The sequence below is a fragment of the Chromobacterium sp. CV08 genome, from assembly GCF_051129845.1.
GTDB lineage: Bacteria > Pseudomonadota > Gammaproteobacteria > Burkholderiales > Chromobacteriaceae > Chromobacterium.
The window spans coordinates 3219069-3231001 of sequence record NZ_CP150453.1 but is presented as its reverse complement, the minus strand read 5'-3'; the positions used below and the strand labels follow the sequence as shown (position 1 = coordinate 3231001).

Below are 11933 nucleotides of genomic sequence, written 5' to 3'. Positions count from 1 at the left end.
CTGTCGTCCGCTTGAGCTATGCTGAAAGACGGCGGCGGCGGCGGGAATGCGCCGCCGCTGTTTCATATCGGGGGAGGCATGGCGTCGGACGAGACAGCCAGCATATTGCTGGTCGAAGACAATCCGTTGAACCGGGCGCTGCTGGAACAGATGCTGGAGTGGCTGGCACTGGCCGCCGACCAGGCCGAGGACGGGCTGCAGGCGGTGGAGATGGCGCGCGTCGGCGCTTATCGGCTGATCCTGATGGATGTGCAAATGCCGGTGATGAACGGCTTGGAGGCGACGCGGCTGATCCGGGCCAGCGATCTGGCCTGGCAGCCGCGCATCGTCGCGATGACGGCCAGCGCCTTCACCGAGGATAGGCAGCGCTGCCGGGACGCCGGCATGGACGGCATGTTGATCAAGCCCTTCCGTCTGGAAGAACTCAGGCAGATGATAGACGCCTGCCTGAGCGGCGGTCAGAACCTGCCTTCGCTGTAGTCCGCCATCGCCTCCTCTATCTGTTCCCGGCTGTTCATCACGAACGGCCCCCATTGCACGATGGGCTCGTCAAGCGGTTTCGCCGCCAGCAGCAGCAGCCGGCTTTCCGCGTCGCCGTTGAGCAGCGCCACGCCGTCCCCGTCATCGCCAAGCACCGCCATCTGCCGCGCCGCCACCGGGCTGCCGGCCGCTTCCAGCCGGCCCTGGTACAGATAGACGAAGGCGTGGTGGCCGGCCGGCAGCGGCAGCCAGACGGCATTGCCGGCCGGCAGCGCCAGGTCCAGGTACAGCGGTTCGGTGCGAGGCCGCTCCACCGGACCGACCCTGCCGTCGAAGCGGCCGGCCAGCAGCTTGATCGCGTTGCCGGCCTCGTCGCGCCATTGCGGAATGTCGTCCGCCGGGATGTCGCGGTAGCCGGGCGCCGTCATCTTGTCGGCTGCGGGCAGGTTGATCCACAGCTGGAAACCATGCATCAGTCCGTCCTGCTGCTCCGGAATCTCGGAGTGGACGATGCCGCGGCCGGCGGTCATCCATTGCAGGCCGCCGGGCCCGAGCAGGCCCTCGTTGCCGGCATTGTCGCGATGGCGCATCCGGCCGTCCAGCATATAGGTCACCGTCTCGAAGCCGCGGTGCGGATGGCTGGGGAAGCCGGCGATATAGTCGTCCGGATTGTCGGAGCGGAATTCGTCCAGCATCAGGAAGGGGTCGAGCCGGCGCTGCTGAGGCTGGTTCAGCACCCGCAGCAGGCGCACGCCGGCGCCGTCCGATACCTCGCGTCCGCCTACCACTTGTTCCACTTTTCGGCTGATCTTGCTCATTTCGCTTCTCCTGGTATGTCTACGCCTGAATTTTCGCAGTGAAAAATCAGATAAAAAAGCGCAAAATTCAGCTGTTATTGATCGAAAAATCAGATACGAATATGCCGAGGACGACGCTGGAGCAGTGGCAGGTATTGCAGGCCATCGTGGAGGAGGGCGGTTTCGCCCGGGCGGCCGAGCGGCTGCATCGCAGCCAGTCCGCCGTCAGCTACGCGGTGGCGAGGCTGCGCGAGCAGCTGGGTGTGGAGTTGCTGCGGCCGGACGGGCGGCGGATGCGTCTGACCGAGGAGGGCGAGGTCCTGCTGCGCGAGGCCGGCGAGCTGCTGCGCCACGCCGAGCAGCTGGAGCGCCGCGCCGGCAGCCTGGGGCGCGGCTGGGAGCCGGAGCTGACGGTGGCGCTGGACAGCCTGCTGCCGGCCGAGGTGATGCTGGCGGCCTGCGGCGATTTCGCCGGCCATTGCCGCGAGACGCGGCTGCAGCTGCACGAGGTGGTGATGTCGGGCGCCGACGACGCGCTATACCGCGGCGACGCCGCGCTGGCGGTGGCGGGGCGGGTGCCGCAGGGCTTTCTCGGCGACTGGCTGCTCGACGCCGAATTCGTCGCCTGCGCGGCTCCGCACCATCGCCTGCACGGCCTGGGGGCGGAGCTGGACGGCGAGCAGCTGCGCGGCGAGGTGCAGGTGGTGCTGCGCGATTCCGGCAGCCGGCAGCCGCGCGACGAGGGCTGGCTGGGCGCGCATCAGCGCTGGACGGTGTCGCAGCCGGAAACCGGCATCGCGATGGTGGAGGCGGGCCTGGCCTTCGGCTGGCTGGCGCGGCACCGTATAGGCCGCCAGTTGGCCGACGGCAGCCTGAAGCCGCTGCCATTGAAGAGCGGATCGGTGCGCAGGGCTTCCTTGCACCTGGTACTGGCGGAGCCGGCCTCGGCCGGTCCGGCCTGTCTGTATCTGGCCGAGGCCTTGCGACGCGCGGCGGCCGATTGGCGGCGGGGCGGCGGCGCTCAGTGATTGGCCTGCTGGCCCTTCAGATAGCTTTCCAGCGCATGGCCGGCCGACAGGATGTGGAAGCGCAGGAATTCGGCCGCTTCCTCGGCGCGGCCCTGGCGGCACAGCTCCAGCAAGCGGGTGTGTTCCTCGTGGGCGCGTTCCATCGTCCGCGTGAACAGGATCTGCATCCGGGTGTAGCGGTCGGTCTTGTTGTGCAGTTGCTCGATCAGCGCCAGCGTGTTCGGGCGGCGCGCGGCGCGGTACAGGGCCAGGTGGAAGCGGGAATTGATCTCGCCCCAGTGACGCACGTCGTTGTTGTGCAGCGCGGTCTCGAATTCGCGCAGCGTCTGCGCGGCGGCCTCGTGGTCGGCCGCGCTCTGACAGGGGATGGCGGCCTTCAGCAGCGAGCCTTCCAGCAGCGCGCGCACTTCCAGCAATTCTAGGATGTCCTCCAGCGACAGTTTGGAGACCAGCGCGCCCTTGTGGTCGATGATCTGGATCAGCCCCTCCGCCTCCAGCTGGCGCAGCGCCTCGCGCACCGGCACCCGGCTGACGCCGTATTCGTTGGACAGCGCCTCCTGGCGCAATTGTTGGCCGTCGGCGAATTCGCCGGACAGGATGCGCCGGCGCAATGATTCGGTGACGGCACTGGTAAGCGTCTGGCGCTTGATCGGCTGCAGGGTGGTCATGGTGGGTATCGTTATCTGTCAGTCAATCGGATACATGCAAATGTATTCGATTATACGGAGCTTCACTGTTCAGGCAAGCACGGAATATGAACATTCTGGTCGCGAATCTGTAAGTCGTCGGCCGGATGTGGAAAAGCCCGACGCGAGGTCGGGCTTTCGGGATGCTGGGGTGGATAATGGGACTCGAACCCACGACAACCGGAATCACAATCCGGGACTCTACCAACTGAGCTATATCCACCGCCGTAAGCGGTTCGCCGTCACGGCAGTGCCATGACCGCATCTAAATTGTTGGGGTGGATAATGGGACTCGAACCCACGACAACCGGAATCACAATCCGGGACTCTACCAACTGAGCTATATCCACCGCCGCAAGCGGTTCGCCGTCACGGCAGGACCGTGACCGCATCGAATTTTTGGGGTGGATAATGGGACTCGAACCCACGACAACCGGAATCACAATCCGGGACTCTACCAACTGAGCTATATCCACCACTGTTTGTTGCCATTGCCAGAGATTCTGGCGCGCCCGACAGGAATCGAACCTGTAACCCCCGGCTTAGAAGGCCGGTGCTCTATCCGGTTGAGCTACGGGCGCTCTATCGGGCATGTTGTCTGGTCGGGGCGGCGGGATTCGAACTCGCGACCCCCTGATCCCAAATCAGGTGCGCTACCAGGCTGCGCTACGCCCCGAACAGAGAGCGCAACTATACGGACGCCGCCTTGCCCTGTCAACGTTTGCGAGCAAATATTTCACGCCGTTCGGGCAAGAGTTTTCAATGCGTAATGTCGCTGTTTTTGGTTTTCCTTTATTTCTCTTGATCTTAAGAAAAATATTCTTTTCCGCTCGGCTTACCGCCATGTGGAAAAAATGAGAAAATGACGGCCATCATTTATTGCATCAAGATGGGACTGAGGCATGGCGGCACAATTGATCGACGGCAAGGCGGTGGCGGAGAAGCTGGTGACCAAGGTCAGCGAGGGCGTGGGCGAACGGCTGCTGCAGGGCAAGCGCGCGCCTGCGCTGGCGGTGGTGCTGGTCGGCGACAACCCGGCTTCCGCGGTTTACGTCGGCAGCAAGAAGAAGGCCTGCGAGAAGGCCGGCATCCGTTCGGTGGCCTACGATCTGCCGGCCACCGCCAGCCAGCAGCAGTTGCTGGAGATCATAGACGGCCTGAACGCCGACGACGGCATAGACGGCATCCTGGTGCAATTGCCGCTGCCCGAGCAGATCGACCCGCAGGCGGTGATCGAGCGCATCGACCCGAAAAAGGACGTCGACGGCTTCCATCCCTATAATGTCGGCCGGCTGGCGATCAAGATGCCGCTGATGCGGCCGTGCACGCCGCGCGGCGTGATGACGCTGCTGGAAGAATACGGCATCGACCCGAAAGGCAAGAAGGCCGTGATCGTCGGCGCGTCCAATATCGTCGGTCGCCCGCAGGCGCTGGAAATGCTGCTGGCGCGCGCCACCGTCACCGTCTGCCACAGCGCGACGCGGAATCTGGCGGAAGAGGTGGCCGCCGCCGACATCGTCGTGGTCGGCGTCGGCATCCCCAATTTCGTCAAGGGCGAGTGGATCAAGCCGGGCGCGGTGGTCATCGACGTCGGCATCAACCGGCTGGACAACGGCAAGCTGTGCGGCGACGTGGAGTTCGACATCGCGCGCGAGCGCGCCGGCTTCATCACGCCGGTGCCGGGTGGCGTCGGTCCGATGACGGTGGCGACGCTGTTGCAGAACACGCTGGATTCCGCCAATCTGAACGCCTGAGCCGGACGCCGCGCCCGCGGCGGCCGCAAGCACGCTCGCCACAGCGGCCGCCGCGCCGGGCTGTGGCGATTTCATTTTCGGCGGCCGGGCCTTGCCGCCGTCATGCCCGGTGCCTCGAGCGGACGCCATGGCAGACAGCGGCGCGCGGCTGCTGTTAGTATCACGTAAAACTAAATGCGGATTTGCTAAATGACTCACGAGAAACACTCGGCGACGCTGCTGATCAGCGCGCCGGACAAGAAGGGCCTGGTAGCGGCCATCGCCAACTTCCTGATGACCTACAACGCCAACATCATGCACGCGGACCAGCATCAGGACACCAGCGAGAACCTGTTCCTGATGCGGGTGCAATGGGACCTGAACGGTTTCACGCTGCCTATGGACAGCTTCGCCGCCGCCTTCCAGCCGATAGCCGACGAGCACGGCATGAACTGGAAAGTGTCGCTGTCGGCCCGCAAGCCGCGGATGGCGATCTTCGTGTCGCAGTACGAGCACTGCCTGGCCGACCTCTTGCACCGCTGGCGCATCGGCGAGCTGGAGTGCGACATCCCGCTGGTGATCTCCAATCATGAAACCTGCCGCCGGCTGGCGGAGTTCAACGGCATCCCCTTCCACGTGATCAAGGTCGGCAAGGACAACAAGGCCGAGGCCGAGGCCGAGCAGTTCCGCCTGCTGGAAGAGGCCGGCGTCGACTTCATCGTGCTGGCCCGCTATATGCAGATCCTGTCCGGCGAGTTCGTCGAGCGCTATCCGGACCGGGTCATCAACATCCACCATAGCTTCCTGCCGGCCTTCGACGGCGCCAAGCCCTATCACCGGGCCTTCGCCCGCGGCGTCAAGCTGATCGGCGCCACCAGCCACTATGTGACCGAGGATCTGGACGAGGGCCCGATCATCGAGCAGGAAGTGACCCGCATCTCGCACCGCGACGCGGTGGAGGACCTGATACAGAAGGGCCGCGACCTGGAGAAGGTCGTGCTGTCTCGCGCGGTCCGCTGGCATCTGGACAACCGCGTGCTGTCGTACAGCAACAAGACCGTGGTCTTCGACTGAGCCCGCCATGCGCTTGTTGATCGACGACGTACTCGATTTGCTGCGGCTGCGGGTCAAGCCGCTGGCCGCCTACCAGTACCCGCTGTGGCAGCCGGCGCTGCTGCTGACCGCGCTGGGCCTGATCGCCAGCGGCGACACCGCCGAGCTCGGCGGCAACATCGCCGGCCGCATCGGCTTCATGGTGTTGTTCACCTGGCTGGAAACGCTGCTGTTCACCCGCTTCATGACCTTCTGGCTGAAGCTGGGGAAGGGGGAGCTGAGCGGTTCGCTGTTCGGCCTGGTGGTGGTGGCCAGCGGCCTGCAGTTCGTCGAGCCGCTGAGCAGCTGGTTGCCGGGCGACGCGGCCCAGGTCGTCGACGTGCTGCTGTCGATAATCGGCCTGGTGGTGCTGGTGAACGCGCTGGCCAAGGTGTCCGGCGTGTCGGTGCCCAGGGTGCTGGCCGGCGTGGTGCTGTTCGCGCCGCTGGCCTTGCTCTTGTTGGCGATGACGCTGTCGGCGGCCAAGCAGGCCGGCTGGGTCGATCTGCCGGCCGACATGGTGGCGATGATGCAGCAGCAGGGCGGCGCCGCGGCCAAGAAATAGCGGCGCCGGCCGGGATGGAAAAAAGGACATGCCTGGGCATGTCCTTTTTCATTGCGGGAGCGGGCTTCAGTCCACCTTGGCGATGTAGCGCGCCAAGCCCAGCAGCGCGCGCAGCGCCTCGCCCTTGGCGGTCTCCTCGCCGCGCAGGCGGGCGTAGCGGCGCAGGATGGCGCGGCCTTCGACGAACAGGTCCATATCGGTATCGGGCGACGACACCAGGGCGATCCGCTCGATCTCGTTCTGCGGCTTCGGTTGGCCCTGGGCGATGCACAGATAGACCTTGTGGGCATTGAACGGGGTGATGTGATCGAACAGATAGAGCATCGAGTTGATGCGCAGTCCGGTTTCCTCGCGCACTTCGCGGATCAGCGCCTGCGAGCGCAGCTCGCCGCGGTTGGCCTTGCCGCCTGGGAGGTTGTAGCGGCCGCCGCGGCTGGCGGTGACCAGCACGCCGTCCGGCATTTCTATGATGGCGGTGGCGCGCCTGGCCAGATCATTGGGCAGGCGTTCAGTCTTGCGGTCTTCCAAAACGCTCATTCTTCCAAAAAAGTTTTTATGATCGGGGTCTGTCGCCCCTGTGCCGGATGGACCGCCGGCGCCCGGGGGCGCCGTCGGGTCTTGTCGGCGGTTCTTAGTAAACCGTGATCGGCAATTCAATAAGTAGAATTACTGTTATGGATGCAATTTTATAATACTGTCCGGACAAGTCCAGCCCATTTACACGAATTTGACCAGCAGGCCGACGACGCCGACCAGCAGGCAGTAGCAGCCGAACGGACGCAGCGATTCTATCTCGGTCTTCTTGAAGTAGCGCATCAGAAACCAGGTGCTGGCGTAGGCGCACAGGCCGGCCACCGCTCCGCAGGCCAGCAGCAGTCCCCACTGCGCCGAACCGTGGCCGTGGTGCGCCAGTTTGGGAATCTCCAGCACGCCGGCGGCGGCGATGATGGGCGTGGCCAGCAGGAAGGAAAAGCGGGCCGACGACGCGTAGTCCAGGCCGTGTGCCAGGCCGGCGACCAGCGTGGCGCCGGAGCGGGAGAAGCCCGGCAGCAGCGCCAGCGCCTGGCCGGCGCCTATCTTGACCGCGCCTGCGAAGCTGAGCTCGGACAGCGGGTGCGAGGCGGTCCGCTTCTTCAGGCGGTCGCCCAGCAGCAGCAGCAGGCCGTTCAGCGCCAGGAAGACCAGCACCGCGGTGGTGCTGGTGAACAGCTGGCGCAGCTGCTTCTCCAGCAACAGGCCGAGCAGGCCGGCCGGTATCGTGCCGGCGATCACCAGCCACATCAGCCGCGCCTCGGGATTGCCGGCGCGGCCGCCGGCTTTCAGCCAGCCGCCTATCAACGCCATCCAGTCGCGGCGGAAATAGATCAGCAGCGCGACGGCGGTGCCCAGGTGCAGCATTACCATGAAAGGCAGGAAGTCGGGGCTGTTGCGGTTGATCGACCAGTGCAGCCAGTCGGGAATCAGCACGCCGTGGCCCAGGCTGCTGATCGGGAATAATTCGCTGATGCCCTGGATCACGGCAAACAGCAAGGCTTCGATTGCGTTCATGGCTGACCCCTGTCTTGAAAGATGACGAGCCGCGCTGTTTTCCGCGCGTGCCTGCTTAACGCCGCGGGCCGGCGCCGGTTTACCGGCTATCGGCCCATCCGCTCAAACAAAACGATCGCCGACCGGCGCCTAGTGCGCGCGGCGGTCGGGATTCTTTTCCAGTTCCCGCTCTTCCTGCTCCAGCTGGCGGCGTATCGCCGCGAAGAAATCGTGTATGCCATGCACCGACGGCGAGATGGCGGCCAGCAGCTCGGCGCGCTGCTCGGCTGACAGGCCTTCGACGAAGGGGCGCATCTCGGCGTCCGGATGGCGCTCGAAGCCCAGCGCCATGATGGCCTCCAGCAGCGGGGCGTTTTCCGGCGACTCGAACAAGAGGCCCCAGTCGTCGTTCAGCAGCTCCATGCCGGCGACGAAGCCTTCGCACCAGTCGTTGCCGCGGACCAGGCCTGAGGCGTCCGCCTCCAGCCACGGCTGGAATTCCCCGCTTTTCAGCGCGTCGGCGATGTCCTGCCAGTGGCCGCGCAGCAGCGAGACGAACTGTTCCAGCGCCTTTTCGCTGGGAAAGGCGGCCTCGTCGTCGAAGGCGCCGCCGAGGATGATAGGCAGGCATTCGGACGGCGGGATGGCGTCGGGGCCGGCCAGAAGCGCGGCGAAGAAGCCGTCCAGCTGCTCCAGATTCATGCAGTCCTGGCCGGCGAAGCGGGCCAGGGTGGAGGACAGGCGTTGATAGTCTTGCTCGCTGAGCGGCTGGTGCGGCATGGCGGGTTTCTCGAGTGGGTCAGGCGGCCATTATGCGGCAGGGGAGGGTAAAACAAAACCGCCCGCGAAGGCGGGCGGTTCGGGCGGGGCGGCGAGGCCTGCTCAGGAGGCCAGGACCAGGCCGGCGATCAGCGCCGACAGGATGCTGACCAGCGAGGAGCCGTAGACCAGCTTCAGGCCGAAGCGGGACACCATATTGCCGCGCTCCTCGTCCAGGCCCTTCACCGCGCCGGCGATGATGCCGATCGAGCTGAAGTTGGCGAAGGACACCAGGAAGATGGACAGTACGCCGCGGGTGTAGGCCGACAGGTGGGCGGCCTGGTTCTTCAGTTCCAGCATCGCGACGAACTCGTTGGTCACCAGCTTGGTGGCCATGATGCTGCTGGCGGTCAGCGCCTCGTGGCTGGGCACGCCCATCAACCAGGCGAACGGCCAGAACACATAGCCGAGGATGGTCTGGAAGTTGATGCCGAAGATGGCGGTGAAGATGAAGTTGACGCAGGCGATCAGCGCGATGAAGCCGACCAGCATCGCGGCGACGATCACGGCGATCTTGAAACCGGTCAGGATGTATTCGCCCAGCATCTCGAAGAAGGACACGCGGTGGCCTTCGTTGCTGATCAGCTCGTCCTCTCCCAGCGCGCTGTCGTACGGGTTGATCAGCGACAGCACGACGAAGGTGCTGAACAGGTTCAGCACCAGCGCGGTCACGACGAAACGCGGCTCTATCATCTGCATGTAGGAGCCGACGATGGACATCGACACGGTGGACATCGCCGTGGCGGCCAGCGTGTACATGCGCTTCTCGTCGAAGGTGTGGATGATGTTCTTGTAGGCGATGAAGTTCTCGGACTGGCCGACCATCATCGAGCTGATCGCGTTGAACGACTCGATCTTGCCCATGCCGCTGACCTTGGACAGCACGAAGCCGACCGCGCGGATCACCACCGGCAGCACGCGGATGTGCTGCAGGATGCCGATCAGCACCGAGATGAACACGATGGGCATCAGCACGTTCAGGAAGAAGCTGAACTCATCCTTGTTCTGGATGCCGCCGAAGGCGAACTTGGTGCCCTCGCCGGCGAACTCCATCAGCTTGGTGAAGACGCTGGAGATGCTGCCGACGATGGCGAGGCCGTAGGTGGTGTTCAACAGGAAGAAGGCCAGCGCGATCTCGACGATCAGCAGTTGGACGACCGAGCGGATCTTGATGTTCTTCCGGTCGCGGGAGACCAGCTGGGTCAGGGCCAGTACCACGACTAGGCCGATCAGGAATTGGACGATATGCATGGTTGGAATGTCGCTTTAGGGTTCCTCCTGCCGGAGCAGGTATCGAGCAAGGCTGCGGTCCCGCCTGAATGCGGCGGGCCGTGTGCCGGTTTTTATGAAATGCGGTCAACGCCGTGCCTGGGCCTGGGTGCATGCCGTCGGCGTCAGAACAATGCGCTGAAGCGAAGAATAATACTTGTCTTTAGATCAAACAATCTGTCTTGATATAAAGAAAAACGGCCCATGCCGGCGGAATGCCGGCGCGAGCCGTTTCGCTCACTGCTGACCGTCCGCCGCTTCTTCGGTCTCGCGGCGGGCCTTCTCCGCGAAGTAGTGCGCGCGGCGGGCCTCCTTGGCGGCGGCCTTCTCGGCGAGTTCGGCGGCCTTCTTTTCCTTCTCGGCGTTTTCCTCGGCTAGGCGCGCGGCCTTGGCGGCCTCGCGTTCGGCGGCCTCTATCGCCTCGATTTCCTCGACCTCCTTGCGCGTCTTGCACGGGCCGGTCTTCTCGAACCAGGCCACCGACTCGACGTGCGCGGTGTGCGGGAACATATTGATGATGCCGGCCGTTTTCAGCGTGTAGCCCTTGGTGTTGACCAGGATGCCGGCGTCGCGCGCCAGCGTGGCCGGATTACAGGACACGTAGACGATGCGTTGCGGCGCGGTCTCCTCGGTGATGGCCTTCAACAGCTGCACCGCGCCGTCGCGCGGCGGGTCCACCAGCATCTTGTCGAAGCGGCCCAGCGCCGCGAACGACTCTTCGGTCACTTCGAACAGATTGGCCATCTCGTAGCTGACGCGGTCCTGCAGGCCGTTGTGGGTGGCGTTCTCCACCGCGCGCTTGACCAGGGCCTGGCTGCCTTCCATGCCGTGCACCACGGCGCCCGAACGCGCGATCGGCAGCGTGAAGTTGCCGATGCCGCAGAACATGTCGGCGATGCGCTCGCCCGGCTGCGCGTCGAGGAATTTCAGCGCGCGGCCCACCATCACCGCGTTGATCTGCGGGTTCACCTGGGTGAACTCGGTCGGGTAATAGGGCATCTCCACCGCGAATTCCGGCATGCTGTAGGTCAGCTTGGGCGCGTCCAGCGGGTAGATCGGATAGCAGGTGTCCGGACCCTTCGGCTGCAGCCAGATCTGCAGCGGGCGCTCGGCGCTGCCGTGGGTGTCGGAGAAGGCCTTCAGCACCGCGAAGTCGGCATCGGTGATCTCGTCCATATTGCGGAACACCAGGATGTCGAGCTTGTCGCCGACGGCCACTTCCACCTGCGGCATCCGCTGGCTGATCGACAGCGTGGCGATCATCGCGCGCAGCGGCATGATCAGGTCGGAGATGTGCTTGGGCAGGATGTGGCATTCGCTCATCTCGGCGATGTAGCTGGAGCTCTTCTCGTGGAAGCCGACCAGCACGCCGCCCTTCTTCGCCACCATGCGGGCGGACAGGCGGGCGCGATGACGGTAGTGCCAGGCCGGTCCGGCGATGGGGGTGAGCACGCGCTCGGCCTTGACCTTGCCGATGCGCTTCAGATTATCCTCCAGCACGCGCTGCTTGATCGCCACCTGGGCGCTGAACTCCACGTGCTGCATCGAACAGCCGCCGCAGACGCCGAAGTGCGGGCAGCGCGGATTGGCGCGCATGAAGCTTTCCTTCAGCACCTTGGAGGTGTTGGCGTTCTCGTAGCTGGGCTTCTTGCGGTAGCTGCTGTAGACAACCTTCTCGTACGGCAGCGCGCCATCGATGAAGATGGTCTTGCCGTCAACGTGGGCGACCCCCCGGCCTTCGTGATCCAGCGATTCGACCAGGGCAATAGTCTGTGGGTGCGTCATCGTCTTGCTTGCAAAATCAAACGGTAAACGCGGATTTTCTCAAAAACCGGCGATTCCTGCTGGTTTTTTTGCGCCGCCGCCGCTGTCGGACATCGGGAAGCGGGCGCGCGCGCCGGGCGACTCCACCGAATCCTGCGCGGAGCCATCATCCG

At 64.6% G+C, this 11933-nt stretch carries 12 protein-coding genes and 5 tRNA genes; 5 read left to right on the top strand and 12 right to left on the bottom strand.

Annotated elements, in window-relative coordinates:
* Positions 1-18 precede the first annotated feature (18 nt).
* Positions 19-480, top strand: a complete 462-nt coding sequence (locus WNM05_RS15050) for a response regulator (RefSeq protein ID WP_434628203.1) — start codon at positions 19-21, stop codon at positions 478-480.
* Here WNM05_RS15050 and WNM05_RS15045 read toward each other — a convergent pair.
* Positions 459-1298 (bottom strand): pirin family protein, encoded by an 840-nt coding sequence (locus WNM05_RS15045; RefSeq protein ID WP_434628200.1) that lies wholly within the window; start codon positions 1296-1298, stop codon positions 459-461. The two genes, WNM05_RS15050 and WNM05_RS15045, sit on opposite strands and share 22 nt — an antisense overlap.
* 101 nt (positions 1299-1399) lie before the next feature.
* Between WNM05_RS15045 and WNM05_RS15040 the strand changes: the two genes are divergently transcribed.
* Entirely contained in the window at positions 1400-2305 is a 906-nt protein-coding gene (locus tag WNM05_RS15040; protein WP_434628197.1) for a LysR family transcriptional regulator, read from the top strand.
* Here WNM05_RS15040 and WNM05_RS15035 read toward each other — a convergent pair.
* The 6 genes from WNM05_RS15035 to WNM05_RS15010 all read right to left on the bottom strand — a co-directional run bounded on the left by WNM05_RS15035 (position 2299) and on the right by WNM05_RS15010 (position 3667).
* Positions 2299-2973, bottom strand: coding sequence for a GntR family transcriptional regulator (locus tag WNM05_RS15035; RefSeq protein ID WP_434628194.1), 675 nt, complete (start codon positions 2971-2973; stop codon positions 2299-2301). The genes WNM05_RS15040 and WNM05_RS15035 overlap by 7 nt on opposite strands.
* Before the next feature lie 165 nt (positions 2974-3138).
* Positions 3139-3214: transfer RNA gene (locus WNM05_RS15030), tRNA-His, on the bottom strand.
* A gap of 51 nt (positions 3215-3265) precedes the next feature.
* A tRNA-His gene (locus WNM05_RS15025) sits at positions 3266-3341 on the bottom strand.
* Positions 3342-3391: 50 nt separating this feature from the next.
* Positions 3392-3467, bottom strand: a tRNA-His gene (locus tag WNM05_RS15020).
* Between the two features lie 28 nt (positions 3468-3495).
* Positions 3496-3572, bottom strand: a tRNA-Arg gene (locus tag WNM05_RS15015).
* Between the two features lie 18 nt (positions 3573-3590).
* Positions 3591-3667: transfer RNA gene (locus WNM05_RS15010), tRNA-Pro, on the bottom strand.
* A gap of 226 nt (positions 3668-3893) precedes the next feature.
* Here WNM05_RS15010 and folD point away from each other — a divergent pair.
* The 3 genes from folD (at position 3894) to WNM05_RS14995 (ending at position 6381) form a co-directional block, all read left to right on the top strand.
* Positions 3894-4745, top strand: a complete 852-nt coding sequence (gene folD, locus WNM05_RS15005) for a bifunctional methylenetetrahydrofolate dehydrogenase/methenyltetrahydrofolate cyclohydrolase FolD (protein ID WP_434628191.1) — start codon at positions 3894-3896, stop codon at positions 4743-4745.
* Positions 4746-4934: 189 nt separating this feature from the next.
* Positions 4935-5798, top strand: coding sequence for a formyltetrahydrofolate deformylase (purU, locus tag WNM05_RS15000; RefSeq protein WP_434628189.1), 864 nt, complete (start codon positions 4935-4937; stop codon positions 5796-5798).
* A gap of 7 nt (positions 5799-5805) precedes the next feature.
* Positions 5806-6381 carry a hypothetical protein gene (locus tag WNM05_RS14995; RefSeq protein WP_434628186.1) on the top strand — a complete coding sequence of 192 codons (576 nt, stop codon included), beginning with the start codon at positions 5806-5808 and terminating at the stop codon, positions 6379-6381.
* 66 nt (positions 6382-6447) lie between these two features.
* Here WNM05_RS14995 and WNM05_RS14990 read toward each other — a convergent pair whose 3' ends face one another.
* The 5 genes from WNM05_RS14990 to rlmD form a co-directional block, all read right to left on the bottom strand.
* Entirely contained in the window at positions 6448-6918 is a 471-nt protein-coding gene (locus WNM05_RS14990) for an NUDIX hydrolase (protein ID WP_434628183.1), read from the bottom strand.
* Between the two features lie 180 nt (positions 6919-7098).
* On the bottom strand, positions 7099-7929 hold the full coding sequence (locus WNM05_RS14985; RefSeq protein WP_434628182.1) for an undecaprenyl-diphosphate phosphatase: 831 nt from the start codon (positions 7927-7929) through the stop codon (positions 7099-7101).
* 129 nt (positions 7930-8058) lie between these two features.
* Positions 8059-8688 (bottom strand): YecA family protein, encoded by a 630-nt coding sequence (locus WNM05_RS14980; RefSeq protein ID WP_434628179.1) that lies wholly within the window; start codon positions 8686-8688, stop codon positions 8059-8061.
* Positions 8689-8790: 102 nt separating this feature from the next.
* The gene (locus WNM05_RS14975; protein ID WP_434628176.1) at positions 8791-9978 is read right to left on the bottom strand and encodes a NupC/NupG family nucleoside CNT transporter; all 1188 of its coding nucleotides are present in this window, start codon (positions 9976-9978) and stop codon (positions 8791-8793) included.
* A 255-nt stretch (positions 9979-10233) separates the two neighbouring features.
* Positions 10234-11781 carry a 23S rRNA (uracil(1939)-C(5))-methyltransferase RlmD gene (gene rlmD / locus WNM05_RS14970; protein WP_434628173.1) on the bottom strand — a complete coding sequence of 516 codons (1548 nt, stop codon included), beginning with the start codon at positions 11779-11781 and terminating at the stop codon, positions 10234-10236.
* Positions 11782-11933: the final 152 nt, after the last annotated feature.

What these genes read in the sequence shown, in the direction of transcription:
- WNM05_RS15050 (WP_434628203.1), top strand. Translation starts at nt 19, where the DNA reads ATGCTGAAAGACGGCGGCGGCGGCGGGAATGCGCCGCCGCTGTTTCAT.
- WNM05_RS15045 (WP_434628200.1), bottom strand. Translation starts at nt 1,298, where the DNA reads ATGAGCAAGATCAGCCGAAAAGTGGAACAAGTGGTAGGCGGACGCGAG.
- WNM05_RS15040 (WP_434628197.1), top strand. Translation starts at nt 1,400, where the DNA reads ATGCCGAGGACGACGCTGGAGCAGTGGCAGGTATTGCAGGCCATCGTG.
- WNM05_RS15035 (WP_434628194.1), bottom strand. Translation starts at nt 2,973, where the DNA reads ATGACCACCCTGCAGCCGATCAAGCGCCAGACGCTTACCAGTGCCGTC.
- folD (WP_434628191.1), top strand. Translation starts at nt 3,894, where the DNA reads ATGGCGGCACAATTGATCGACGGCAAGGCGGTGGCGGAGAAGCTGGTG.
- purU (WP_434628189.1), top strand. Translation starts at nt 4,935, where the DNA reads ATGACTCACGAGAAACACTCGGCGACGCTGCTGATCAGCGCGCCGGAC.
- WNM05_RS14995 (WP_434628186.1), top strand. Translation starts at nt 5,806, where the DNA reads ATGCGCTTGTTGATCGACGACGTACTCGATTTGCTGCGGCTGCGGGTC.
- WNM05_RS14990 (WP_434628183.1), bottom strand. Translation starts at nt 6,918, where the DNA reads ATGAGCGTTTTGGAAGACCGCAAGACTGAACGCCTGCCCAATGATCTG.
- WNM05_RS14985 (WP_434628182.1), bottom strand. Translation starts at nt 7,929, where the DNA reads ATGAACGCAATCGAAGCCTTGCTGTTTGCCGTGATCCAGGGCATCAGC.
- WNM05_RS14980 (WP_434628179.1), bottom strand. Translation starts at nt 8,688, where the DNA reads ATGCCGCACCAGCCGCTCAGCGAGCAAGACTATCAACGCCTGTCCTCC.
- WNM05_RS14975 (WP_434628176.1), bottom strand. Translation starts at nt 9,978, where the DNA reads ATGCATATCGTCCAATTCCTGATCGGCCTAGTCGTGGTACTGGCCCTG.
- rlmD (WP_434628173.1), bottom strand. Translation starts at nt 11,781, where the DNA reads ATGACGCACCCACAGACTATTGCCCTGGTCGAATCGCTGGATCACGAA.